At 45.2% G+C, this 24455-nt stretch carries 23 protein-coding genes; 8 read left to right on the forward strand and 15 right to left on the reverse strand.

Annotated elements, in window-relative coordinates; translation table 11 throughout:
* Positions 1-41: 41 nt before the first annotated feature.
* Entirely contained in the window at positions 42-1505 is a 1464-nt protein-coding gene (gene iolA, locus M1D67_RS21705) for a methylmalonate-semialdehyde dehydrogenase (protein ID WP_020453547.1), read from the reverse strand.
* Positions 1506-1974: 469 nt separating this feature from the next.
* Here iolA and M1D67_RS21710 point away from each other — a divergent pair, with 469 nt between their 5' ends.
* The 4 genes from M1D67_RS21710 (at position 1975) to glpT (ending at position 6277) form a co-directional block, all read left to right on the forward strand.
* Complete coding sequence (locus tag M1D67_RS21710) at positions 1975-2739, forward strand: DeoR/GlpR family DNA-binding transcription regulator (RefSeq protein ID WP_025810534.1); 765 nt, start codon at positions 1975-1977, stop codon at positions 2737-2739.
* An 83-nt stretch (positions 2740-2822) separates the two neighbouring features.
* Entirely contained in the window at positions 2823-3758 is a 936-nt protein-coding gene (locus M1D67_RS21715; RefSeq protein ID WP_020453549.1) for an aldo/keto reductase, read from the forward strand.
* 244 nt (positions 3759-4002) lie between these two features.
* Positions 4003-4896, forward strand: a complete 894-nt coding sequence (locus tag M1D67_RS21720) for a glycerophosphodiester phosphodiesterase (RefSeq protein ID WP_026580379.1) — start codon at positions 4003-4005, stop codon at positions 4894-4896.
* Between the two features lie 22 nt (positions 4897-4918).
* Positions 4919-6277, forward strand: coding sequence for a glycerol-3-phosphate transporter (gene glpT / locus M1D67_RS21725; protein ID WP_020453551.1), 1359 nt, complete (start codon positions 4919-4921; stop codon positions 6275-6277).
* 51 nt (positions 6278-6328) lie between these two features.
* On the opposite strand, the gene htpG is transcribed toward glpT, so the two are convergent.
* Complete coding sequence (gene htpG, locus M1D67_RS21730) at positions 6329-8209, reverse strand: molecular chaperone HtpG (protein ID WP_023856871.1); 1881 nt, start codon at positions 8207-8209, stop codon at positions 6329-6331.
* 431 nt (positions 8210-8640) lie between these two features.
* On the opposite strand from htpG, the gene M1D67_RS21735 reads away from it, so the two are divergent.
* The gene (locus tag M1D67_RS21735) at positions 8641-10179 is read left to right on the forward strand and encodes an ABC-F family ATP-binding cassette domain-containing protein (RefSeq protein ID WP_479831514.1); all 1539 of its coding nucleotides are present in this window, start codon (positions 8641-8643) and stop codon (positions 10177-10179) included.
* 32 nt (positions 10180-10211) lie between these two features.
* Here the strand turns inward: M1D67_RS21735 and yidA are convergent, their stop codons facing one another.
* The 4 genes from yidA to M1D67_RS21755 form a co-directional block, all read right to left on the reverse strand.
* On the reverse strand, positions 10212-11024 hold the full coding sequence (yidA, locus tag M1D67_RS21740; RefSeq protein ID WP_095323584.1) for a sugar-phosphatase: 813 nt from the start codon (positions 11022-11024) through the stop codon (positions 10212-10214).
* Positions 11025-11179: 155 nt separating this feature from the next.
* The gene (locus tag M1D67_RS21745; protein ID WP_035338073.1) at positions 11180-12229 is read right to left on the reverse strand and encodes an iron-containing alcohol dehydrogenase family protein; all 1050 of its coding nucleotides are present in this window, start codon (positions 12227-12229) and stop codon (positions 11180-11182) included.
* Complete coding sequence (locus tag M1D67_RS21750) at positions 12229-12879, reverse strand: MtnX-like HAD-IB family phosphatase (RefSeq protein ID WP_095323583.1); 651 nt, start codon at positions 12877-12879, stop codon at positions 12229-12231. The genes M1D67_RS21745 and M1D67_RS21750 overlap by 1 nt, the downstream gene beginning before the upstream one ends.
* A 147-nt stretch (positions 12880-13026) precedes the next feature.
* Entirely contained in the window at positions 13027-13488 is a 462-nt protein-coding gene (locus M1D67_RS21755) for a hypothetical protein (protein ID WP_026580382.1), read from the reverse strand.
* A 173-nt stretch (positions 13489-13661) separates the two neighbouring features.
* Between M1D67_RS21755 and M1D67_RS21760 the strand changes: the two genes are divergently transcribed.
* The gene (locus M1D67_RS21760) at positions 13662-14621 is read left to right on the forward strand and encodes an iron-hydroxamate ABC transporter substrate-binding protein (RefSeq protein ID WP_026580383.1); all 960 of its coding nucleotides are present in this window, start codon (positions 13662-13664) and stop codon (positions 14619-14621) included.
* Positions 14622-14645: 24 nt separating this feature from the next.
* Here the strand turns inward: M1D67_RS21760 and M1D67_RS21765 are convergent, their stop codons facing one another.
* Positions 14646-15047, reverse strand: coding sequence for a hypothetical protein (locus M1D67_RS21765; protein WP_095323582.1), 402 nt, complete (start codon positions 15045-15047; stop codon positions 14646-14648).
* A 192-nt stretch (positions 15048-15239) separates the two neighbouring features.
* On the opposite strand from M1D67_RS21765, the gene M1D67_RS21770 reads away from it, so the two are divergent.
* The gene (locus M1D67_RS21770) at positions 15240-15608 is read left to right on the forward strand and encodes a VOC family protein (RefSeq protein ID WP_095323581.1); all 369 of its coding nucleotides are present in this window, start codon (positions 15240-15242) and stop codon (positions 15606-15608) included.
* 25 nt (positions 15609-15633) lie between these two features.
* Here the strand turns inward: M1D67_RS21770 and M1D67_RS21775 are convergent, their stop codons facing one another.
* From M1D67_RS21775 to M1D67_RS21810, 8 genes are all read right to left on the reverse strand, one after another.
* Positions 15634-15786: a FeoB-associated Cys-rich membrane protein gene (locus M1D67_RS21775; protein WP_026580385.1), complete on the reverse strand. Its 153-nt coding sequence runs from the start codon at positions 15784-15786 to the stop codon at positions 15634-15636.
* 15 nt (positions 15787-15801) lie between these two features.
* A complete protein-coding gene (feoB, locus tag M1D67_RS21780; RefSeq protein ID WP_020453561.1) occupies positions 15802-17814 on the reverse strand; it encodes a ferrous iron transport protein B in 2013 nt (670 codons plus the stop codon).
* Positions 17811-18038: a FeoA family protein gene (locus M1D67_RS21785; protein ID WP_020453562.1), complete on the reverse strand. Its 228-nt coding sequence runs from the start codon at positions 18036-18038 to the stop codon at positions 17811-17813. Before M1D67_RS21785 ends, feoB begins: the two co-directional genes overlap by 4 nt.
* A 183-nt stretch (positions 18039-18221) precedes the next feature.
* The gene (locus tag M1D67_RS21790) at positions 18222-19310 is read right to left on the reverse strand and encodes an acyltransferase family protein (protein ID WP_123032418.1); all 1089 of its coding nucleotides are present in this window, start codon (positions 19308-19310) and stop codon (positions 18222-18224) included.
* A gap of 146 nt (positions 19311-19456) precedes the next feature.
* Entirely contained in the window at positions 19457-21343 is a 1887-nt protein-coding gene (locus M1D67_RS21795) for an FtsX-like permease family protein (RefSeq protein WP_020453564.1), read from the reverse strand.
* A complete protein-coding gene (locus tag M1D67_RS21800) occupies positions 21318-22082 on the reverse strand; it encodes an ABC transporter ATP-binding protein (RefSeq protein ID WP_020453565.1) in 765 nt (254 codons plus the stop codon). The genes M1D67_RS21795 and M1D67_RS21800 overlap by 26 nt, the downstream gene beginning before the upstream one ends.
* Before the next feature lie 91 nt (positions 22083-22173).
* Complete coding sequence (locus M1D67_RS21805; protein WP_020453566.1) at positions 22174-23181, reverse strand: sensor histidine kinase; 1008 nt, start codon at positions 23179-23181, stop codon at positions 22174-22176.
* Entirely contained in the window at positions 23178-23885 is a 708-nt protein-coding gene (locus M1D67_RS21810; protein ID WP_023856861.1) for a response regulator transcription factor, read from the reverse strand. The genes M1D67_RS21805 and M1D67_RS21810 overlap by 4 nt, the downstream gene beginning before the upstream one ends.
* 181 nt (positions 23886-24066) lie before the next feature.
* Here M1D67_RS21810 and M1D67_RS21815 point away from each other — a divergent pair, with 181 nt between their 5' ends.
* The gene (locus M1D67_RS21815) at positions 24067-24453 is read left to right on the forward strand and encodes a YxeA family protein (protein ID WP_020453568.1); all 387 of its coding nucleotides are present in this window, start codon (positions 24067-24069) and stop codon (positions 24451-24453) included.
* Positions 24454-24455 lie beyond the last annotated feature (2 nt).

A 24455-nucleotide genomic window follows, 5' to 3' on the forward strand; every position in this document is an offset into this window, starting at 1 on the left:
TCCGAACAGCGCGGGAACCGCGCCGCTCGGTTTTTTCACAATTAATTGAAGTCAGGCGCCGGATATCTTGCAGTGACGACCTTTTTGCGCGTATAGAAATCGACGCTGTCTTTTCCGTTCGCATGCAATGTGCCAAAGAACGAAGACTTCCATCCTGAGAACGGGAAGAATGCCATCGGAGCCGGTACGCCCAAGTTGATGCCGAGCATTCCCGCATCAATGTTTTCACGGAAATAGCGGATCGCATTCGAATTCGATGTGAACAAACATGCGCCGTTTGCAAATTCGGATTGGTTGGCGATGTCAACCGCTTCTTTCAAGTTCTTCACACGGATGACTGACAATACGGGAGCAAAAATCTCGTCTTTCCAGATCGTCATATCAGTTGTGACATTGTCAAAGATTGTCGGGCCGACGAAATAGCCTTCATCTGTCACATTTTCACGTCCGTCGCAGACAAGTCTCGCACCCTCTTCAACTCCTTTTTGTATATAGCCGAGTGTGCGTTTCTTGTTGTCTTCGCGAATGACAGGTCCGAGGAATACACCGTCGTCTAGTCCGTTTCCGATTTTGACTTCAGATGCTTTCTGAACCAATTTCTCCATGAATTCATCTGCGATCCCTTCTTCAACCGTCACTACTGCACATGCCATACAGCGTTCGCCGGCAGATCCGAAAGCAGCGCCGATAATATTTGTTACCGTGTCTTCAAGATTGGCATCGTTCAGAACGATGGTGTGGTTTTTAGCGCCTGTCAGCGATTGAACGCGTTTCAGGTTTTCGCTTCCTTTTTTATAGACATATTCTCCGACCGGTTTTGAACCGACGAATGAAATCGCTTTAATTTCCGGGTGTTCGAGAATGCCGTTTACTACATCATGAGCACCGTATACGACATTGAAGACCCCTTTAGGAAGTCCGGCTTTTTCAAACAGTTCAACAAGCTTTTCCGTCAGGAGCGGCGTCCGCTCGGAAGGTTTCAGAATAAATGTGTTTCCTAACGCAATGGCCATCGGGAACATCCAGCACGGTACCATCATCGGGAAGTTAAATGGGGCAATTCCGCCGACGACTCCGATCGGGTAACGGTAGTTCGCCGCTTCAACATCGGTTGCAATTGAAGCAAGTGAATCTCCCATCATCAGGGATGGCGCTCCAGCTGCAAACTCGACATTCTCGATGCCGCGTCCAACTTCGCCCAACGCTTCTTTCGTGTTTTTTCCGTTTTCAATCGTGATGAGGTGGGCGAGCTCCTCTTTATGCTGAGTCAAAAGCTGCTGAAAGTTAAATAGAATTCTTGCCCGGCGCGGAACGGCCACTTTTGACCATGTCTTAAACGCTTCAGCCGCTGTTTGCGCTGCGTATTCGATATCCTCGCGCGTCGAAATCGGCACCTGGCAAAGCACTTCTTTCGTCGCAGGATTGACTACATCTTCGTATTTGTCGGTTTTGCTTTCAACCCATTCTCCATTAATATAGTTTCTTAACTTTCTGATTTCTGCCATTCTTATAACCTCCTTGAATATTAAACATCTCCTGGTACAGATGGGGCAGGTTCCAACCATTATGTATGAATGCCGAACGGCTCTTCATTGCATAACGGATTTTCGCAAAAAACAGGAATTAAACGCTTACAAAAGAAATTAATGAATAGAACGATGATTTTATCAAAAGAACCGCAACGCAATAAAACGTTTACACTCAGAAATTTCTCAACTTTATCACGTTTTGGTCACTTCTTGGTTATATTCTAATCCGCTCTTACCCATAAGTCAATCAAAATCATTAAATTTTTCTTTTGTAAGATTTATAGAAAACCTTAAAATGATTTAGAAAAACATTGTATAATAAAAAGGAACAGGACAAATCTTGCAAAAAATAATCACCAATGTTATCATTTTTTAAACAATTATTGGTTAACTTTTGGGTTTATTATATATATTTAGCCAAATATACTAGAAGGAGATACTTGGTATGAAGTTAATGCGGATTAAAGAAATGGAAGAATATATTTTGACCAATGGCACCGTTTCGCTTGATGAGCTTTGCCAGGTCTTTAATGTTTCCAAAAACACGGTCAGACGCGACATTAACAAGCTGACCGAGAAAGGAGTCATAAAAAAAGTCTACGGCGGCGTAACGGCGATCGAAAAAACGGCCTTAATCCCATTTGAAAACAGAACCATTCAAAACAAGGATGCCAAGATGAAAATCGCGCACTACGCTTCACGCTTTATTGAAGACCATGACCTGATCTTTATCGATTCCGGCACAACGACCCAATCCATATTGGAAACTCTTGATCCAAATAAAAATGTAACCGTTTTAACGAACAGCCTCGACATTATCAACGCTGCTGCCGCGATGCAAAATATAAACTTGATCATCATCGGCAGCAACTACAAACGGAAAACGCAGTCCTTCGTCGGCATGGATGATCCGGGAACATTGGATAAATATAATATTAATAAAGCTTTCATGTCGGCAACAGGAGCAACACTTACCCATGGACTGACAAACTCCGATCTGCTTGAATATGAAATTAAAAAGAAAATATCCGAAAAAGCAAAACAAGTATACTTGCTGGCCGATCATTCCAAATTCGGGAAGTCGACCTTGCTGACGTACGCGCCGTTTGACAGATTGCACGCGATCGTCACATCTCAGGCGCTGGATGAGGAATATCACGAGTACTGTAAAGAGCGCAACATTGAAATCCATTTGGCAAAACATGTATAGTTGAATTGGACATCCTTGACCGGCTGTATCCAAGCGGCCGGCCAAGTTTATTGATCAACATATCATTTCAGGAGGGGAATCCAATGAAAAAAGTTAAAGTTGGCAAATCAGATTTGCACGTATTCCCGATTGGTTTGGGAACCAATGCCGTCGGAGGACATAACCTTTATCCGAATCTCAATGAAGAAACGGGAAAAGAATTGGTGCGGGAAGCGATCAGAAACGGCGTCACATTTTTAGATACCGCCTACATATACGGCATCGGCCGTTCCGAAGAATTAATCGGCGAAGTCCTCAAAGAATTCAACCGCGAGGATGTCGTGATTGCGACAAAAGCCGCCCATAAGAAAGAAGGCGACGATTTTGTCTTTGACAACTCCCCTGCATTTTTGAAAAAATCCGTTGAAGAAAGTCTGGAGCGTCTGCAAACTGACTACATCGACCTTTTCTATATCCATTTCCCTGATGAGAACACGCCGAAAGACGAAGCGGTTCAAGCGCTCCATGAACTGAAGCAGGAAGGCAAAATCAGAGCGATCGGGGTATCCAACTTTTCGCTTGAGCAGCTGAAAGAAGCGAACAAAGACGGATTGGTGGATGTGCTCCAAGGCGAATACAACTTGCTGAACAGGGAAGCTGAGGCGACATTCTTCCCGTATACACAGGAGCATAACATCTCATTTGTTCCTTACTTCCCGCTTGTCTCCGGATTGCTCGCCGGAAAATACAGCGAAGATACAACGTTCCCGGAAGGCGACCTGAGAAGAGAAATGGAAAACTTCCAAGGCGAACGCTTCAAAGAAAACATTAGAAAAGTGAACCAGCTTGCGCCGATCGCGGAAAAACACAATGTTGACATCGCACATATCGTGTTGGCCTGGTACTTGGCAAGACCTGAAATCGATGTGTTGATCCCGGGCGCCAAACGCGCAGATCAGCTGATCGACAACCTCAAAACGGCAGAAGTCAATCTGTCTCAAGAGGACATTGATTTCATCGACCGGCTGTTCGCCCGCTAAATAATCAGGAAACCTATCTTAAAAGATAGGTTTCTTTATTTTTAAAATCATATTGACAGCGCTTCCATTTTTGGTATGATAGGAAAGAAGTTAATACAAGTGACGGAGAATGGGAGATTCACAATAAGACCCTCTTGTGCCAGGGGTTTTTTTGTGGATCTCTCTTTTTATTCGTCACTTAAGGAGGCGAAAAAAAACCGGAAACCAACATTCTGCATACCGACTTGAAAGGGGAAATCATTTGATGAAAAAACTTGTCCGCAGCATCTTCCTTATAACAGCTGCAATCGCTGCCGCCGGTTTTGGACTCAGCGGGCATGCGGAGGCCGCAAGCCATTCCCAGCCGCAGCTCAATCCGAGTCAGCTATTAAATGTCGCACACCGCGGCGCATCGGGTCATGCTCCCGAACATACGCTTTTGGCTTATAAGCTTGGGCAAAAAATGAAAGGCGATTACATAGAAATCGATCTTCAAATGACAAAAGACGGACATTTGGTCGCCATGCACGATGAGACATTGGATCGCACGACCAATGGTACGGGTTTTGTCAAAGACTATACGCTGAAAGAAATCAAACAGCTTGATGCAGGCTCCTGGTTTAACGAAGCATATCCTGAGCGGGCAAAAACGGAGTACGTTGGGCTGAAAGTGCCTACCCTGGAAGAAATCATCCAAACATTCGGGAGAAGCGCGCGCTACTATATCGAAACAAAATCACCGGAAGACTATGATCATATGGAAGAAAAGCTCCTGGACATTCTGAAGCAATACAAACTGACCGGGGCAAACATTCATTCAAGCAAAGTCATCATTCAATCTTTTAGTCCTGAAAGCTTACAAATCATTCATAACGCTAATCCAAACATTCCGCTTGTGCAATTATTATGGTACGACAAACCGGCTGCCATTACTGACGCCGAATTAAAACAATATCAATCTTACAGCGTCGGACTCGGCATGAACTTTGACCGCATTGACCGGGCATACGTGCAAAAAATTCGAAGCACCGGCATGCTGGTCCATCCTTATACCGTGAATGAAAAAGAAGATATGAAGCGGCTGCTCGATTGGGGAGCGACCGGAATGTTCACCAACTTTCCGGACCGGCTGCTCGATGTTTTACGTGAAAAGAAGTAAATGAATAAAGAAGGGGTATACCATGTTAAAACTGTTTAAACCAGCACCGCCGATTGAGCGGATGCCGGACGATCAAATTGATTCGGAATATAAGAAATTCAGACTGCAAGTTTTTCTCGGCATCTTCATCGGTTATGCGGCATACTATTTAATTCGCAAAAATTTCTCGCTTGCCATGCCTTATTTAATCGAAGAGGGATTTTCAAAGTCGGCGCTCGGCTTTGCCTTATCCGCTCTATCCATCTCTTACGGGCTGAGCAAGTTCGTGATGGCCACGATATCAGACCGGAGCAATCCGCGGATGTTCCTGCCCGCCGGTTTGATCCTTTCCGCTGTCATCAGCTTGTTGATGGGGTTTGTTCCTTTCTTCACCTCATCGATCGCCATTATGTTTATCATGCTGTTCTTAAACGGCTGGTTCCAAGGCATGGGGTGGCCGCCGTCAGGACGCGTCCTTGTCCACTGGTTCAGCGTCAGCGAAAGGGGAAATAAAACAGCCATATGGAATGTCGCCCACAATGTCGGCGGGGGACTGATGGCGCCTATAGCCGTTGCCGGCGTCGCCATCTTCTCAGGCATTACGGGATCTGCTACAGGCTATGAAGGCGTATTTATTTTGCCCGCCTTGGTCGCCATCGCCGTTGCCGTCATTTCTTACTGGCTGATCCGGGATACGCCGCAGTCTGTCGGACTGCCTCCAATCGAGGAATACCGCAACGATTATTCAAGCAAGTCGAAGAAAACATTTGAAACGGAATTATCAACGAAAGAAATCCTCTTTAAATATGTATTAAATAATAAATGGGTGTGGGCGATCGCACTTGCCAACATTTTCGTGTACTTCGTCCGCTACGGCGTTCTGGATTGGGCGCCAACCTATTTAAGCGAAGAAAAAGGCTTTGATATGAGCAAATCAAGTGTCGCTTATTTTCTGTATGAATGGGCGGGGATTCCGGGGACATTGCTTTGCGGCTGGATCTCTGACAAATGGTTTAAAGGGCGCCGCGGACCGGCAGGCTTTGTCTTTATGGTAGGTGTTTTGATCGCGGTGCTTGTATACTGGTTCAATCCAGCCGGCAATCCGATGATCGACATGGCATCATTGATCGCGATCGGATTCCTCATTTACGGTCCAGTTATGCTGATTGGTCTTCAGGCACTTGACTTTGTTCCGAAAAAAGCGGCAGGTACGGCTGCAGGATTGACGGGTCTGTTCGGATACCTGGGCGGAACCTTGACGGCAAATGCGCTGATGGGTGTTATCGTCGATGCATCCGGCTGGAATGCGGGCTTTACGCTCTTAACCGCTTCATGTGCAATCGCAGCACTCATCTTTGCGATGACATGGAATGTGCGGGGACAGGAAGTTGTGAAACATTAACATCAAAAAAAGATACATCTCGCCTAAAGCTGAGATGTATCTTTTTTATTTTTATGCCATCACTTTGCATATATCATTCGTAAATTCAACGGGGTCTTCGATTGGCAAGCCTTCTATCAGCAGCGCCTGGTTGTACAGGATGCCGGTGTACAGCTTGAATTTATCTTTGTCGTTTTCAAAAGCATCCTGCAGTGTTTTGAAGACTTCGTGATTTGTATTGATTTCCAATGCTTTATCAGCCTTTACGTGCTGGTTGTCAGGCATTGCGTTTAAGATTTTTTCCATCTCGATGGTGACTTCTCCGTCAGCGGCAAGGCATACAGAGTGTGTCTTCAGCCGTTTTGACGCCCTTACGCTTTTCACTTTTCCATCCAGGGTCTTTTTCATCTCTTCAAAAAGGTCTTTGTATTGGCTGTCGTCCCCGTCTGATTGATTTTGCTCATCATCGTTTTCGATTCCGAGGTCGCCGCTGGATACCGACTTGAATTCTTTTTCTTGATAATTCGCCAGCATTTTGATGGCGAACTCATCGATGTCCTCGGTGAAATAAAGGATTTCATACCCTTTTTCCGAAACCAGCTCGGTTTGAGGAAGCTTTTCAATTCGGTCATACGAGTCGCCTGACGCATAGTAAATGTATTTTTGATCTTCAGGCATTCTGGATACATATTCATCAAGGGTGACCAGCTTTTTCTCTTTTGATGAATAGAAAAGCAGCAGGTCTTTCAGCATATCTTTATGAGCTCCAAAATCATTGTATACCCCAAATTTAAGCTGTCTGCCAAACGATTGATAAAAAGACTCGTATTTTTCTCTGTCATTTTTCAGCAAGCTTTTCAGCTCATTCTTGATTTTTTTGCTGATGTTTTTGGCAATCAGCTTCAGCTGCCTGTCATGCTGGAGCATCTCCCTCGAAATGTTGAGCGATAAGTCTTCTGAATCGACCATTCCTTTGACAAAGCTGAAGTGGTCAGGCAGCAGGTCCGGACACTTTTCCATGATCAGCACACCGTTCGAATACAGTTCAAGACCCTTCTCAAATTCCTTCGTGTAGTAGTTGAACGGAATATTTTCAGGGATGAATAAAATCGCATGATATCTCACTGCGCCGTCCACGCTTGTATGGACGTGAGCGAGCGGCTTGTCAAAACCGTAACGCTTTTCCGTATAAAACGCCTCGTAATCTTCATCTTTCAGTTCGCTTTTGTTTTTTCGCCAAATCGGCACCATGCTGTTGACTGTCTGTTCTTCCTGAACTTCTTCAAATTCATTTTCAGCGTCTTCTTTCGGCTTGTTAACGGTGACATCCATCTTGATCGGATAGCGGATGAAATCAGAATATGTTTTGATGATCGCTTTTAAGCGATGAACATCCAAGTATTCATCATAGTTTTCGTCGTCTGTATTTTCTTTCAGCTTCAAAATGACATCGGTTCCCGCTGATTCTTTCGCAGCCGGTTCGATCGTATAGCCGTCGGCCCCCGCTGATTCCCATTGATACGCTTCATCGCTGCCATGGGCTTTTGTCATGACGGTGACGGTGTCCGCAACCATAAAAGCGGCGTAGAAACCGACGCCGAACTGGCCGATAATATCGTGCCCGTCTTTTAATTCGTTTTCTTGTTTAAACGCAAGCGAGCCGCTCTTGGCAATGGTTCCAAGATGTTCTTCAAGCTCTTCTTTCGTCATGCCGATCCCGGTGTCCGCAATCGTCAGCGTTCTGTTTTCTTTGTCTGCGGAGATTTTTATGTAGTAATCATCTTTGTTAAACGTCAGTGAATCGTCTGTCAGTGCTTTGTAGTAGATTTTATCGATGGCATCGCTCGCATTGGATATCAGCTCCCTTAAAAAGACTTCCTTTTGGGAATAAATCGAGTTGATCATGATGTCCAGCAATCTCTTGGATTCTGCTTTAAATTCTTTTTTAGCCATCTGTCTCTCTCCTCTTTTGCTCATATGATATACATATATCGTTCGATTCTGTTCACAAATTAAATAACACACTGCCTGCACGATGTCAATTCATATGGCAGCGGTTTGACAACCGGCACTCCGCTTCATATAATGTGTTGTGAAGGTAAATTTGACCAAAACGAGGTGGAAAGGAATGAAAATCTTATCAACTGTTCTTAAAAGAGAATTGGCTTAAAGACGGGAGAAGTCTGCCCTTTTTTAGACAAGCCATCTCGGGAACAGTTTGATATGATTTGACATCCTTTCTTGCTGTATTTTAAATATGTAGCGGGTAAGGTGTAGTTTGCCTTACCCGTTTTTTTTTGCCGGACAGGATAGCGAGGCTTCACGCTGTTCTCTTTTGATGGCTTGTTTTTTCAAAAAAAATAAGCCTGAAGGAGAGAATCACCATGAGTATTGTTCATGTCACGAATCTGACCCATATATATGGAGACCGTATTATCTTTCAAGACGCCGGGTTCCGCCTGCTGAAAGGCGAACACGCCGGCCTTGTCGGTGCAAACGGAGCCGGAAAATCGACATTGCTGCGGATTTTGACAGGCAGCCTTCTGCCCGATCACGGAAACATTGAATGGCAGCCAAACATTCGGGCCGGCTTTCTTGAACAGCATGCCAAGCTGACGAAAGGCACAACCATCCTTCAGTACATGGAGCAAGCGTACGACCGGCTGTTTGAAATCGAAAAGCAACTGAATCGGCTTGCCGAAAAAATGGCCGACGCCGAAGACAATTTGGAGGCCATTTTGAAAAGATACGGAGAGCTCCAATCCGAACTGGAGAGTTCAGGATTTTACCAAATCGGAACGAAAATTGAGGATGCCGCTCAAGGCCTCGGCTTTACGGAAATCGGGCTTGATCAGGATGTCGCGGCTTTAAGCGGCGGGCAGCGTACGAAGCTCCTGTTGGCCAAACTGCTGCTTGAAGAACCTGATGTGCTCCTGTTGGATGAGCCGACCAACTATTTGGATGCGGCCCATATTGAGTGGCTGACGGGGTATTTGAAAAACTATAAGCGCGCCTTTCTCGTGATCTCACATGACGAACACTTCTTAAATGAGATCACGACGGTGACATTCCATCTGGAGCATCAAACGATCAAACGGTACTCCGGCAGCTATCAATATTTTCTGAAGGAATATGTGCAAAGCAGGGCACAGGCTGAAGCCGCATATGCCAAACAACACAGGGAAATTAAAAAGCTAGAGGCGTTTATCGACCGGAACAGGGTCCGAAAGGCGAAGCAGGCCAAAAGCAGGGAGAAAGCATTAAGCAAAATCAAGCGAATCGAAAAACCGACAGATTCTTATGTCCCCAGCTTTTCATTTAAAACGGGGCGAAATCCGGCGATGACCGTACTCAAAACGGAAAATCTTGAGGCGGGCTACACCGTTCCATTATTTAAGCCTCTTTCTCTGACCGTAAAACGGGGCGATAAAATCGCCATTACCGGAGAAAACGGCGCCGGAAAATCGACGCTCATTAAAACGCTGCTCGGTGATCTCAAGCCTCTTAGCGGCACCGTCACAGCAGGACAGCATTTACAGGCGGCCTATTTCAGACAGGAAAGTCCGGCTTCTCATCATACACCGCTTGAAAAATTGCGGGCGTTCTTTCCTGATCTATCGGAAAAAGACATCAGGCAGACGCTCGCGATATCCGGTTTGACGCCAAAGCATATCAGCCAGCCCCTTGCTACGCTAAGCGGCGGTGAACAGGCAAAGGTCCGGCTGGCGGAACTGATGCTTTCAAACAGCAATCTGCTTGTTCTTGATGAACCGACAAACCATCTTGACACATCAGCAAAGCGTGCGTTAAAGCAAGCGCTCTGCGACTACAAGGGAACGATTTTGCTCGTTTCCCATGAACCGTCTTTTTATGAAGACTGGGTGACTCATATTTGGCGGATTGAAGCATGGCGCCGCAAATAGGTAAAAGCCGGCCTTTCGAAGGGCCGGCTTTTTCATTTGGACAATACAAGCTCATGAATGGCGTGAGCAACGCCGTTTTCGTTATTCGTACGCGTTTCATAATCGGCCGAAGCTTTTACCTCAGGGATCGCATTCCCCATGGCGACTCCGCATCCCGCCCATTCGATCATCGACATGTCGTTTCCGTTGTCTCCAATACAGATCACTTCTTCTTGCGCGATGCCTAATATGTCGGCAAGCTGCTGAACGGCATTTCCTTTACTTGCCGCAGGGTGAAGAATTTCATAAAAGAACGGCGAGCTTTTCACCATTGTATAACGTTCCTTGACGTCTTCCGGTATTGCTGCGATCGTCCGATCCAGCTTTTCCGGTTCATCAATGTACATCGCCTTTGGCGCCAGAAGATCTTTCGGGATTTCTTCGATCGTCCGGAACCGGAGCGGCACTTTGGTGACGTATGATTCGTGAACAGTATACGGGCTGATTTCCCGGTTTGGCGTATATAAATAAGCAGAATCAAAAAAATGCATCGGCGTATCAAGCTTTTGGCTAAGCTCATATAACGATTTTACATCATGATAGCCCAGCGTCAGCTCTGACACGACTTCCTGAGTGTGCGTATTTTGAACGAGCGCTCCGTTATAGGCGATGACATAATCGCCGTCTTCATTTAGATTCAGTTCTTCCAGATAGCGGCTTACACCGCCGAGAGGACGGCCCGTGCAGAGAACGATTTTGACGCCTTGCTTTTTTGCAGCATACAGGGCATTCCGAACTTCCTCTGTTACTTCATGAAGATCATTCAACAATGTTCCATCCATATCTATCGCGATTAGTTTGTACATTTTACACTCTCCCTGATCAGAATCGAGCCCTAACATCGTACTTATGACCCATACCTTCTTTATTGTATCACAGCTTTTCCCCGTCATTTTCGTCTGATGCCCACGGAAAAAACGCCTTACAGCAAATAAGGCGTTTTTCGAGCCGTTTGGCCTGCTTAAAATATTTCCTGCAGAATCGGATCTTCATCAAGGATGCGAAGCGCTTTTTCGCGATAGCCGGCTTCATGCAAGTACGTATAGCGGTTCGGCTTGACAGTGTGCGACAAATTGATCGCTTCGCGAAACTCATCTTTGTTCAGATTCAGCGTTTTCACATATTGAAAAAAGCCTGTTCTCGTAAACACCTTTTCAATCCGCTCAGCCCGATGATCCTGTACATGAGCCATGATGTAGGTGGCTACCCCGACTTGAATGCCGTGCATCTGCGGTTTTTCCGCAATTTTGTCCAACGCATGGGAAATCAGGTGCTCAGAACCGCTGATCGGCGCGCTGTTTCCGCTGATTTCCGTGGCGATGCCTCCCATTGTCAAAGAGCTGACAAGCTCTTTTAAAAAGATCGGCTGTTTAATATCCTGCATCGGTGTACGGACAAAGCTGTTGACCGCTTTCTTGCTGAGCATCGACGCAAACGCATTTACATCGCTGACCCCTTGCCGCTCTTCAAACTCCCAATCATAAAGTGCCGTAATATTGGACATCAAATCGCCGATCCCCGCCAAAATAAAGTGCTCCGGCGCTTTTTGAATGATACTCAAATCAGCTATGATTCCATACGGAACCCTTGCCGGCACGGTTGTTTTTTTTCCTTCGACTTGAAGCGAGCAATTGCTGCTCGCAAACCCGTCATTGGATGCCGACGTCGGAATGCTGATGAACGGGGTCCGCTTGGAAAAAGCGATGTATTTTCCGCAATCGACAACATACCCGCCGCCCATGGCAATGATGACATCGTAATTCCCGATTGAAAATGCCTGCTTCAAAAGCTCCTGTATGTCCAGGTTGGACGGCAGCAAAACAGCTTCTACTTTGACATGTTGAAAGGCGGCTTTTAATGAGTGCTCATACTGCTGATAGGAAAAATCGTCAAAAAACATGATCGCCTTGTCAAACTGATGCTTTCTCAATATCTCATCCAATCGGCCAAGCACGCCTTCACTAATGTCCAAAACCGCGGGAATGGCTATGCTGGTAACCTGGCGCGGCATTAGACGATCCGCCCTTTTTCTTTAAGATACTGTTCAATGTCTTCAAATGTTTCAACGGCTACAAATGGCACCCCCTGCTGACGAAGCAAATCCTGGAGCACATCCTTTGCAAATGTTACATCCGCAAATTTAGCCGGGTGGGAATCCGGTTCACTGTCACCTGCAAAATAAATCGTCTCGTACTCTTCTTTCAGCTTCTGAATGACCTTTGATTTATCAATCCCATAGCGCTCAGAGTAATGCCAATGATTCTCATCAATGTCCAAATGAACATTGTCTTCTTTAAAAAAGCCTTTATTTGAAAAGACCTCAACGTCTGTAATCCCGTATTTCTTTAAAATATAATGAATGTAATAATCCGTGCCGGCGCTTAAAATGTAGAAATCGCCGCCGTTTTTCTGGACATGCTGAATGAAGTCTGGCACATATTCATCAATTGGTATGGAATGAATGTCATCAATGATTTTTTGCTCGCTTTGATGAATTGAAGCAAAAACGGTTCCCAAAAACTCGATATCTTTTAATTCTCCGGCCTTCCACTTCTTGAACAATTCACGGCCTTCCGGAAAATATTTATCAATGACCATCCAGTAAAAATCCTGTTTGGAAATCGTCCCATCAAAGTCTGATACAAATGCCCATTTCTTCATACTGCATACCTCTTTTCTATGGTATTTTAAAAGATTAGATTCATTATACAAAAAGTTTGTGAAACATTGAACATAATATTATTTCTTTTTTGTGTACTTTCGTTCACAAGCTGAATCATCTGCCTCTCTGAAAAGAGACATATATGATCATTCTTGATCTGTACGCTGTTTACCTTTTTCCGTCACGGCAAATTTGCGCTTCATCGTTTTAATGTTTTCCGTCTTGCGAAATCTGAGCGCAGACCAATCTTCATCTATTGCAATTTGCCGAACCGGTTCATAGCCTTGGTCCGCAAGCAGTCCGGCTACTGTGTCGCGGCTGCAGTCCGATCCTTTGTAGACTTTCGAAGATTTTTTCGGGTAGCAAAGCCAAAACAGTCCGTCTTCCGCCAGATGACGCTCAGCCTCTTTAGCTAAAGCCTGCAACTTTGCGTTGGTCGCTGCGAATACCTGAACAAAATCGTACCGGTCAGCTTCGGCCTGATGATCGACATGGCCTTGAAATTCAGCCATGATGCCGCTGTATGCCTCTGGCGGATTCACGATCAGTACAGGCTGTCCATTATCCTTGAACTGCAGTTTTTTGATCACCGGGTTCGTTTCTGCCATACTTCATCAATCCTTTTTCTGTTTATAGTAACAAATTAACCAAAACAGCACTAATCATACTTAGCAAAAAAAGTGATAGACGAAAGAGGGATTCATTTGCTATATTTACATTGATAATGCGAATCATTATCACTTAGATAATTTCATATGCTTTATATCAACAGGAGGGTCAAGTGAAAAAGAACTTATTGATAATCGGTTTAGTTATGCTGTTGTGTATCGTGATCAGCGCCTGTGGAGGCGGCAATTCGTCAAGCAGCAACAAAGAAAAAGCGTCTGAAGAAACGACAAGAACATATCAATCAACGCGTGGAAAAGTAGACATTCCAACACATCCAAAGCGCATCGTGACAGACTTTTATGCCGGTGAACTGTTCACGGTCGGCGCCAATGTCGTCGGCTCCGGCTCGTGGTCTTTCTCCAATCCGTTTTTAAAAGACCGCATGAAAGATGTGACAGATTTAGGCGACCCAATTAATGTGGAAAAAGTCATGAAACTGAAGCCTGATTTAATTGTTGTCATGAACGATGAAAATTACGACAAACTGTCCAAAATCGCACCGACCGTTGTGATTCCTTATAATACGGCGAAAAATGTTCAGGAAACCGTTAAGATGTTTGGCGACATTGCAGGAGCTAAAGAAGAAGCTGAACAATTCCTTGCCGATTTCGAACAGAAATCGAAATCAGCAAGGAAAAAAATCGCTCAAGTCGTCGATAAAAAGGCTACTTTCGGTATTTATGAAAACACAGAAAAAGGACAATTCTGGGTGTTCAATGACAACGGCGGCCGCGGAGGCCAAGCCGTGTACAACGCGCTCGGCTTAAAAGCGCCTGAAAAGATTCAAAAGGACATCTTCAAAAAAGGCGACATCAAAGAACTATCCTTGGAAGTCGTACCTGAATATGCTGCCGACTACATGTTTGTAACAGACTATAACCCGAACGGCGACAGCAAGACGCTGGACAAGCTCAAGCAGTCTTCCATTTGGAAAAACCTTGACGCCGTCAAAAACAATCGTGTCTTTATCAACGACTTTGACACGTTCTACCCATACGATCCGATCTCTGTCAGCAAACAGGTTGATTTGATTACGGAAATGCTGGTGAAGCGTGAGAAAGAGAATAAGTAAAAAAGCTGGAATTTCCAGCTTTTTTTATTGTTTTCTTTCTTGAATGTTTGAAATCTTAAAAGCAAATTGAAAGATAAAAAAGAAAGGAATGTAGAAAAGAAAAAACATCAATATTTGAAATGATAACCCTTCCAAAGTAAATGGATAAGAAATGTCATGAAACAGAAAAGATAATGCCATCCAAACGACAAAGGCAAACAACCCGGCTTTAAAGCCAAGTCCCCTCTTTTTTCTCAACAGACCTTTGCTCACAAGCCTAATAGAATAATAGCCGCTGCCAATGAAAAAAAGAATGATCAGTAACAGATTGCTCGGTATCTCGTATGAGGTCGTGATAAAGATGGAAATAAAGATGAGTGAAAGAAGAAGCACAAACCCTTCATATCCAACTTTTCTTTCCAGCTCATCCTTTTGATTTTCACTCATTACGTTCGCCTCCTCTCTACCATTTCCATTTAAACCAACAGAAACCATGTTAACAATAAACATCCATGAAAACAATGATTTAACACGCATGCCCCCCGCTGTTTCACGTGAAACAAAAAACACAGTGAAAAATAGATATTTTGGAATCAATTGCGCAAAATGAAAATAATAACAAAAAAGGGAGGGATCATGATGGGAATCAAAAAGGTTGGACAAATTGGGTTACCGGTTCAAGACCTGGAACGGGCTGCGGCATTTTATCAGGATATATTAGGCTTGTCCCTTTTATTTCAGACAGATCGTATGGCTTTCTTTGAGTGCGGCGGGCTGCGGCTTCTTCTCAGTCTCCCGGAAAAAGATGAATTTGCTCATGCAAGCTCCGTCATCTATTTCCAAGTTGAAGATTTGCCGGCAGTATATAATGAAATCGCTACAAAAGGCGTTTCTTTTCCAATAGAGCCGCATGTGGCGGCGAAAATCGAGCAAACGGAAACCTGGATGGCCTTCTTTAAAGATACCGAAGGAAATACCCTCGCTTTGATGAGTGAAATGCAAGTCTAAAAAACAAAAAAAACAGCTGAGCACCTCAGCTGTTTTTCACATCATCACAAGCCGATTGACACGTACGATTTAATTCACAGGCGGCGCATTTTCCTTTCCGGCTTCGTCTGACAAATTTAATAAGCGTCCATGCCGCATAACCGAAGATGAGCGCTCCGATCGTGATATTAAACAACATGCCGTCACATCCTTCCTATGATAACCCCAGCAATCGTCCGCCCTGATAAATCAAGAACGCGATCGCATACGCAATGGCCAGTCCGTAAACAATGGACAGGAACATCCACTTTTTCGAGTTTGTTTCTTTTTTAATCACCGCGACTGTCGCGAGGCATGGTACGTATAAAAGAACGAAAGCCATAAATCCGTAAGCGGCCAGCGGTGTAAATTGCTCAGCCATCATGCCTTGCAGCTGGGCTTCAGGTACGAAATAGATGATGCTCATCGAAGCAACGACAACTTCCTTCGCCAGAAAACCGGTTAATAGTGATGCCGCTGCCTGCCATGTGCCGAACCCCAGCGGCATCAACAACGGTGCGAGCACTCCGCCAATCATTGCTAAAAAGCTGTCATCCATCTCAACGCCCGTTCCACCGGGCCCTGTATACGATAAAAGCCAAATGAGGACAGAACCGCCAAAAATGTAAGTCCCGGCTTTGCGGACGAAACCTTTGCCCTTTTCCCATGTTGCCCGCCACAATGTACGCGCTTGAGGCAAACGATAAGGCGGCAGTTCAATCACGAAAAACGACTTTTCTTCTTTGAGCTTGGATGAGGATAAAAACTTCGCCAGCACCAGCGCCGCAGCAATGCCCAGCACATACAAGGTCAGGACGACGAAAGCCTGATGAGCCGCAAAAAATGCCCCTGCAAACAAAGCATAAACCGGAAGTCTTGCCGAACAGGACATAAATGGCGTCAGCATAATCGTCAAAAGTCTTTCCTTAGGCTGCTCTACAGTTCGTGCAGCCATGACGCCCGGAACATTGCAGCCGAAGCCGATGATCAGCGGTATAAAGGCTTTACCGTTTAAACCGATCGCTTCCATCAGACGGTCCATCACCATGGCCACACGCGCCATGTACCCGGAATCTTCGAGCACCGAAATGAAGAAAAACAGAATAAAAATCTGCGGGACGAAAACGAGGACACCGCCGACACCGGCAATGATCCCATCGAGAATGAGCGCCTCGATAAACGGGCTGGCTCCCATTGCCGACAGTGCCGAAGCCGTCCATTCCGTCAGCGGTCCGCCGATGAAACCGTCTAGTGTATCAGACAATGGAACACCAAGCCAGTCAAACGTCAGCATGAACATGAGATACATGAACAACAAAAAAATCGGAATGCCAAGCACCGGATGCGTAACGATCTGATCCACGCGTTCAGTCAGCGTCTGTTTTCGGTCTGACTGATATTCAACAGAGGATGACATGATGCGGTCAATCCATCGTTCTCTCTCATTGTAAATATGCTGATGCAGCGATTTTGCGGATTGTTCCTGAAGAAGGCGTTTTTCTGTCTCCTCGTAAATTTCCTTTAACCGTTCGCTGTCGGCCGCGTCTTCCAGCTGCTCTTTCATTTTCGAGTTGCCTTCCAAATATTGAAGAGCCATCCACCGTTTTAAAACGCCGGGACGTTCCGGTATGATCGACTCGATCCGGCCAATCGCTTCTTCTACTGTGCTTCCGTAATTGATGACGAGCGGCTTCGTTCTCTTTTCTTTTTCAAGAAGCAAATGCCGGCTCAGTTCATCACACCCTTTGCCGCTGCGGGCAATCACAGGAATCACCGGAACATCTAGCGCTGCAGACAACTTTTGATGATCAATGAAGACGCCTCGCTGTCCTGCGACATCGATCATATTTAAACCGATTGTGAGCGGATGACCAAATTCGAGGAGCTGCACAGTTAAGTGCAAATTCCGCTTTAATTGGGATGCATCGACAATATTCAATATGTCTGAAAATGATTCGTTGAGCAGGAAGTCAGTGACGACCCCTTCATCGCGGGACAGCGGGCTCAATGTATAAACGCCCGGGAGATCGACCATCATTCCTTGTTTATGGCGGAGCAGTCCCACCTTTTTCTCAACGGTCACCCCACTCCAGTTGCCGACATACTCATAGGAGCCTGTCAGCGCGTTAAACAATGACGTTTTCCCCGTATTCGGATTTCCGAAAAGGGCAATCTGCCGGCTGTTCATAGCTTTTCAATCCTGATCTTTTTTGCTTCTTCAAGCCGTATGCCGAGGCACTGTCCGCCTGACTCAAACATGAACGGTCCGCCAAACGGCAATTTCCGCTGCACGCAAATTTCAGCTTCTTCTTTCATCCCGAGCTGTATGAGCCTGCGCTGAACAAGTTCATTCACTTCTGAAAAATCTATGATTCTTGCTCTCTCTTTTTGTTTTAATTCAGCTAAAACCATTGTTGAGGCCTCCACATTATGAAAATGATAATCGTTATCATAATATGATTATAGGCAATAAGCCACCTTCCATTTAAAAGAAGATGTGTCAAAACCGGAACATTTTTGCGAGAATATAAAAAAGCGAAAAGCTCCGGCGGTGCAACCTGCCGTTCTGGCTTTTCGCTCTATCAATCTAAGTCGTTAACCGGCATGATGGCTCACTTTTTGCTCGATTCTCCTCTTTTTCGGCACATAAATTTTTCCGACAAACATATAGCCGTACTTCAATTTATTGACGGCCCAAGATATGAAAACCGCAACGCCTGTAGAGGTCGAAAACAAGAGCAAAACAGCCGAAACCGTACCGATGCTTTCAAAGCTCGTTAAAATGACCAATCCGAAAATCAGGATAAAAGCGTGCAATAAATAAATAGAAAAAGAATAGTTGCTAATCATCATGATCAGCTTCGGCACCGACTTCAGTTTTGAAAACAGGTGAAAGCATAAGAAAATGATGCTTGTTGAATAAAGCAGGATATCCGGACGCTTTGACGTCACTGCGATGTCTTGTCCGAAGTAGGAAACCGCTACAATGAAACATCCGGTCACAGCAGCCGCTGCATATACCGCATGCCTGTATCGTTCCAGCAATGCCAAAAAGCGCTCGTAATTTTTGCCGCAATAATAGGCCAAACAAAAATAAAAGAGCCAGCCGGGAAACGGCACCCATGAAAAAGGAAACGGCGCCTCTTCCTGTACAACCGGAGGTTGAATGAACGTGAAATAGCTCAAATAAGCCGCTGTGACCGCAAAAGAAATCGAAAGCACCCATTTAGGCGACGCCTTTTGCAAAAATGAATGGAAGCACATGTGCAACAAGTAAAATTGAAAGATGACGAGGATGAAATAACCGATGAAATTCCCCAGGAAAATATTCGCCAACAGTTTTTTTATAATGACCGATGCATGAAATTGCTGCATCATCAGACCAGCGGTCATAAAAGCATCCAAAACAGCGATAAATAGAAAAGGGATGAAAATCGTTTTAAACCGCTTTTTTAAAAACCCTTCCGGAACGCCGCCAGGGTAAGCATGCGCGAGCAAAAATTCGGAAATAAAAATAAACGCAGGCGTACTGAACATCAGGAGCGTTCTGAAAGATTCAACAACCCGGAAAACCGTATCTCCAAGCATGTCCGCCCGCACCATGAGCACCATCGATATCGCATGAAGCAAAACAACGCTTAAGCAGGAAATAAAGCGAATAACAAATATTTCTTTTACCTGCAAATCGATCACTCCTCTTTCAAATTTGAAATAATATCAAATTAACATAATCATCCAAATGAAGAAAGAGGCAAAATACATAGGTATGTTTATCCCAAATTTTCCGGCTGCAAGTATAAAAAAAGATTAGACACGTAGTCTAATCTTTTTTAAATCGCCGCTTTTATCTGTTTTGTATAGTAGAAGCGGACAATGAAGTAATATATAACCTGGATGGCGAAGAACACGCCGAGCACCATTGCAGATTCCTTGAAGAGGTTGTACTGAAAGGCATGCGATAAAGCGGTCAGCGCCACAGCTCCATGGACAAGGGCAACAGCGATAGGCGCGAAGAACAGAATGCCGATCTGCCTGTTCAGCACTTTATGCAGTTCCCGGTCTGTTAAGCCCATTTTGGCAATCGATTTGAATTTCTGCTTATCATCGTCCAAATCAGTGTACAAGCGGAAGTAGAGAAAACTTCCTGCTGAAACGAAGAAGACGATTCCGATAAACAGTCCAACAAATAATACCGGGCCATACCCTTTGCTTATATCATATACCTCATAATCTACAGCCGCGAAATAAATCCGATCCAGTTTCTTTTGCAGAACCTCCCCGGCTTTCACTAAAGCCATGCCGTCAGATTCTTTTGCCTGCCAGGCATAGAACCGGTTTTCGCTTTTCGGTTTTTTCAACTGTGCGAAATCTTTGTCTGTCACAATATAATAACTGTTTTCAGATAACGCTTTTGAACGGACCGTTTTGTCAGCCTGCAGCTTTTGTCCGGTTGCAAGAGGGATTGATGAAGGGAGCGGCTGGTCGTCTTCTCCCTCTAGGCCAACCTTGACATCATACTCGGCAGCTGCGGCTTTCCCTTCTTCAAGCTTGACGTGGTCGGCCCCGACCAGATCGGCAAACTTGTTATAGTCAGATTCTTTCACAATCAGCATGTCATGGCCATCGACATCGAAATATTGAAGGACAGCTGATGCTTTGTCTGTTTTGATATTTCGTTCTTTTAGCGTGTCGTTGATGAAAGCCACGTCTTGTTCGGTGTCTTTGTTTGTTTTCGGCGGTTTATACGAGAACGTATGCGGGTTCATATCTTTAATTCCGTTTGTCAGCAGAGTTTGGAAACCATACAGCGTCCCAATCGCACTGAACGCGACAGTAGAGATAATGGCCACCATAAAAAACGTCCGCGCATTGTCTTTCATCCGGTAAGACAGATCAGAAAACAAAATCATATTCGTTTTCCGCCAAAACAGGCTTTCCCGTTTTTTGAGCCTGCGGATCACATAAACACTCAGCTGCGTAAACAGCAGATATGTGCCGATAATGACAACAATCGTCACCGGAACCATCGCCACAAGAACGCCTATTTTCTTGACAATCAAAGCGGTGTAATAGCCTCCGGTAAGCAGAACAGCTGCAACCACTGTAAGCAAGGCAGATGCTTTCGGCTCCCCTTTGGAGATTTTGTTTCCTTTTAGCAGAACAATCAGCTTCTCGCTCCTGAGCACAAATGACACAAGAAAAGAAATAAATAAGAACAGGCCGTTAAAAGAAATAAACGTCACAATGATCGCCATCAACGGAAAATAAAAATCGAGCTTGTTATCAATAATCAGCACATTTTCCGCTGTGAGCAGTATCAATTTGGCGAAGACAAGTCCGAGCACAATCCCGCCGATTGTCGCAAAAAGCCCAATCAGCATATTTTCAAGAAATACCATCATGCGAATTTGGCGCATAGACATCCCTTGGATCATTAAAACGCCGAATTCCTTTTTTCTCGATTGAAGAAACGAACTCATTGAGTACAGCACAAAGAAGAAAGAAAAGACAAAGATAATGCCGCTGGAGACTAACAGGCCAATGGAAACATGCTGCCCGATGCCGGAGGTCAAAGAATCACTTGTCATCACCGGGTGGAAAGCAAAGATCGCGAATGCGAAAAAAACCATCACTGTAAACATGCTGCTGAGAAAATAAGCGGCATACAGCCTTTTGTTGCGAATGACGTTGTTAAACGCGAACTGACGAAAGGTCATTTGCATCCCCTCCCAACAAAGACAGTGTATCGAGAATCTTTTGGAAAAACGCTTGGCGGTTATCGCCGCGGTTGATCTCCGAATACAGCTTTCCATCCTTAATAAAGACGACCCGGTTGCAATAGCTTGCCGCCTGAGGGTCATGCGTGACAAGCATCATGGTCGCTTTTTCGTTGCGGTTGATCGATTCAAGCATTTCCATCACATCTTTGGATGACTTTGAATCAAGGTTGCCTGTCGGCTCATCGGCAAGCAGAAGCTTCGGCGAATGAATCATCGCTCTCGCTACAGCGGCGCGCTGGGCCTGACCGCCCGAAATCTCATATGTGCGCTTTTTCATAATGTGGGTAATTCCAAGCTTTTCAGCTAAATCGTTTGCCCTCCGCTTCATTTCCCTGACCTTTTCACCGTCAAGCGTCAAAGGAAGTACGATATTTTCTTCAACGGTTAATGTCGGCAGAAGATTAAAGTCCTGAAACACAAATCCCAGCTCTCTGCGGCGAAATTTAGCCAATTTTTCTTTTTTGAGAACATGCGGGTTTTGGCCGCTGATCAATATTTCGCCCGTCGTCGGTTCATCGATCGTTGCAATCATATTTAATAGGGTCGTTTTTCCGCTTCCGGACGGCCCCATGATGCCGACGAATTCACCTTTATCAATCGTTAGGTTAATATCCGTTAACGCGCGATACGCAATTTTTCCTTCGTAAATCTTACTGGCTTGTTTGACCTGAAGCATCACAAGATCCCCTTTCACCTTTAACTTTTGATCTGTGATCAGTTTACCTAAATTTCTTGTTGATGAACTATCGATTCTTCTTTCACTTTCATTACATCGATGTAAGGTTTTGTGTAGCCGTGAAAATCAGCCGGATTGTCGTGCCTTGCCCTTCTTGTGAGTCAAGTTCGATTCGGTGTCCAAGCTGGTCAGCCGCCGCTTTTGCCAAATAGAGACCCATTCCGGTTGATTCTCTGAAACGGCGTCCGTTTTCTCCTGTGAAAAACGGGTCGAATACCCGCTTTTGATCTGTATCCGGGATGCCGGCGCCGAAATCTGTCACTTCCAATACCGCTTCCGAATCGTTTTCACCAATAGAAATAATAACCGTATTGCTTTTTCCCGCTGAGTATTTGACCGCATTGTTGACAAATTGGGAAATGATGAAAAACAGCCACTTTTCATCTGTTTCGACTGTGATGCCTTTTTTGACTTCCTTGAACTTAGGATAAACTTGACTGCGAATATAGAAGCGCTTGTTTTCACGATTGACCTCGTGAACGATATCCGCCAATGCGACCGGTTTTATCCGGAAATCCTGCTCGATCGTCCGCAATCTGGCCATATAGAGAATCGTATTGAGGCCCGTTTTCATCCGTTCGGTCTCCTCGCGGATGCTTGATGATTCCGGTTCATCCAAATTTTGAGCCGTCAGTTCGATGACCGACAGCGGCGTCTTCATTTGGTGCACCCATTGATCCATGAAGGTCAAATGCTCTTTTTGTCCAAGCTCCAGCTTCTTTAATTCTTGACGGTATTGCCTGTACTGGCTTTTCAGCAGCTGTTCAAGCGCTTCTGAAAGAGGGGATTGGGGCTGATTCGATTGCCTGAAGGTGTCATCCAATGATTCCAGCCCGCTCGTCATCCGTTTGTAGAACTTCCGGCGCGTATAGTAATGGTAGAAAAGATAGCAGACAAGAAAGAAAAAGCCGAGAAAAACGGCATAAAAAGCCGGCCTGATGTGCTGATACCCATCAAGCCAGTACACCGACAGCATCGTGATAAACTGCAGCACTTGCACGGCAATCAACAAATAGTGTTCTTTGAAAAAAAGCTTCATTCCTCTCCCGCCTTCACCCAGGATATATTCAAGCGGTAGCCTGCGCCCCGCACTGTTTCTACCGCATCTTCAATTCCGAGCTCCTGAAACTTTTTTCTGACGCGTGTAATGTTGACATTAAGCGTGTTTTCATCCACATAGGCCTGATCATCCCACAGTTTGGCCAGCAAATCTTCCCGGCCGGAAATCCTCGGGTGGCGTTCCATTAAGCTTTCGATAATATCGGCTTCTTTTTTCGTCAAAGCAGCCGTTTGACCGCCGAATGTCAGTTCAAGTCTTTCCGGATACAGCCGCAGTCCTTCTTTTTCGAGAAGCCGTTCCTCCACTTTTGCTGCATACTCCCCGTAAGCTCTGCGAAGCTGGCTGCGTATTTTTGCCATCACGATTTCGGCGTGAAACGGCTTGGTGATAAAGTCATCCCCGCCGTTTTCCAATGCCATGACCTGATCCATTTCGCCCGTCCGCGCCGAAATAAACAAGACAGGGCAAATCGATTCCTGGCGGATTTGCCGGCACCAGTAATAGCCGTCAAAGCTCGGCAAATTAATATCAAGCAGAACAAGATCAGGCGCCGTGCTTCTGAACTCATCGATGACACGGTCAAAGTCTTTCACGACATGAACGTTGTATCCATATTTGACAATATGCGATTTTAACAGATCGGCAATCTTCGGGTCGTCTTCTACAATCATCACTTTTTGCATCTCGGTCTCTCCTTTTGTTTGGATATATTATGACACGAAGCTGTCTGATAAACAAAAGCCGCCGCGATTCGTCCTACCTTACAATCATGTAATTGTACTGTAATATGAATCAATTTCTTCTCCTTGCGCCTTTTTTATAAAATAATACCATTCACAAACTGAATGAAAGAGGAGAAGGTATATGAAGACACGGGCAGGCGGCCTGATTGCCGCGGTTCTGATCGCCGTTGCCGGCGTTTTTATTGCCGGCGTTTTTATCCTGCAGAAAGCGACAGGGGGCCTTGTGCCGCTGGCCGATCATTTCATACAAGGCCAGGGAAAGCCTGAGGCTTATTATCTCAAAGCCGAAGATCATGCAGAAAAGCTGAATAACGGAAAGTACAACTACACATTAACCGGATATGACGCGAGCGGACACAAACAGCAGATTGAAGCAGAGGCGGACGAAAAACTGCGTCCCGGCGCTTTCATCAAAGTATGGGCGTACGGAACGAAAGCCGGAAGCTTGACTGAAGTACACGAAGAGGAAATCCCCGAGGGCGCTATAGCCGCCATGAAAACCAATTAAAA

The organism is Bacillus sp. PK6-025 (assembly GCF_056530265.1).

What these genes read in the sequence shown, in the direction of transcription:
- M1D67_RS21785 (WP_020453562.1), bottom strand. Translation starts at nt 18,038, where the DNA reads ATGGTTTTAGCTGAATTAAAACAAAAAGAGAGAGCAAGAATCATAGAT.
- yidA (WP_095323584.1), bottom strand. Translation starts at nt 11,024, where the DNA reads ATGTACAAACTAATCGCGATAGATATGGATGGAACATTGTTGAATGAT.
- M1D67_RS21750 (WP_095323583.1), bottom strand. Translation starts at nt 12,879, where the DNA reads ATGAAGAAATGGGCATTTGTATCAGACTTTGATGGGACGATTTCCAAA.
- M1D67_RS21720 (WP_026580379.1), top strand. Translation starts at nt 4,003, where the DNA reads ATGAAAAAACTTGTCCGCAGCATCTTCCTTATAACAGCTGCAATCGCT.
- iolA (WP_020453547.1), bottom strand. Translation starts at nt 1,505, where the DNA reads ATGGCAGAAATCAGAAAGTTAAGAAACTATATTAATGGAGAATGGGTT.
- M1D67_RS21810 (WP_023856861.1), bottom strand. Translation starts at nt 23,885, where the DNA reads ATGCAAAAAGTGATGATTGTAGAAGACGACCCGAAGATTGCCGATCTG.
- M1D67_RS21800 (WP_020453565.1), bottom strand. Translation starts at nt 22,082, where the DNA reads ATGCTTCAGGTCAAACAAGCCAGTAAGATTTACGAAGGAAAAATTGCG.
- M1D67_RS21765 (WP_095323582.1), bottom strand. Translation starts at nt 15,047, where the DNA reads ATGAGTGAAAATCAAAAGGATGAGCTGGAAAGAAAAGTTGGATATGAA.
- M1D67_RS21795 (WP_020453564.1), bottom strand. Translation starts at nt 21,343, where the DNA reads ATGACCTTTCGTCAGTTCGCGTTTAACAACGTCATTCGCAACAAAAGG.
- M1D67_RS21770 (WP_095323581.1), top strand. Translation starts at nt 15,240, where the DNA reads ATGGGAATCAAAAAGGTTGGACAAATTGGGTTACCGGTTCAAGACCTG.
- M1D67_RS21755 (WP_026580382.1), bottom strand. Translation starts at nt 13,488, where the DNA reads ATGGCAGAAACGAACCCGGTGATCAAAAAACTGCAGTTCAAGGATAAT.
- M1D67_RS21805 (WP_020453566.1), bottom strand. Translation starts at nt 23,181, where the DNA reads ATGAAGCTTTTTTTCAAAGAACACTATTTGTTGATTGCCGTGCAAGTG.
- M1D67_RS21715 (WP_020453549.1), top strand. Translation starts at nt 2,823, where the DNA reads ATGAAAAAAGTTAAAGTTGGCAAATCAGATTTGCACGTATTCCCGATT.
- M1D67_RS21815 (WP_020453568.1), top strand. Translation starts at nt 24,067, where the DNA reads ATGAAGACACGGGCAGGCGGCCTGATTGCCGCGGTTCTGATCGCCGTT.
- glpT (WP_020453551.1), top strand. Translation starts at nt 4,919, where the DNA reads ATGTTAAAACTGTTTAAACCAGCACCGCCGATTGAGCGGATGCCGGAC.
- feoB (WP_020453561.1), bottom strand. Translation starts at nt 17,814, where the DNA reads ATGAACAGCCGGCAGATTGCCCTTTTCGGAAATCCGAATACGGGGAAA.
- htpG (WP_023856871.1), bottom strand. Translation starts at nt 8,209, where the DNA reads ATGGCTAAAAAAGAATTTAAAGCAGAATCCAAGAGATTGCTGGACATC.
- M1D67_RS21745 (WP_035338073.1), bottom strand. Translation starts at nt 12,229, where the DNA reads ATGCCGCGCCAGGTTACCAGCATAGCCATTCCCGCGGTTTTGGACATT.
- M1D67_RS21710 (WP_025810534.1), top strand. Translation starts at nt 1,975, where the DNA reads ATGAAGTTAATGCGGATTAAAGAAATGGAAGAATATATTTTGACCAAT.
- M1D67_RS21775 (WP_026580385.1), bottom strand. Translation starts at nt 15,786, where the DNA reads ATGTTGTTTAATATCACGATCGGAGCGCTCATCTTCGGTTATGCGGCA.
- M1D67_RS21735 (WP_479831514.1), top strand. Translation starts at nt 8,641, where the DNA reads ATGAGTATTGTTCATGTCACGAATCTGACCCATATATATGGAGACCGT.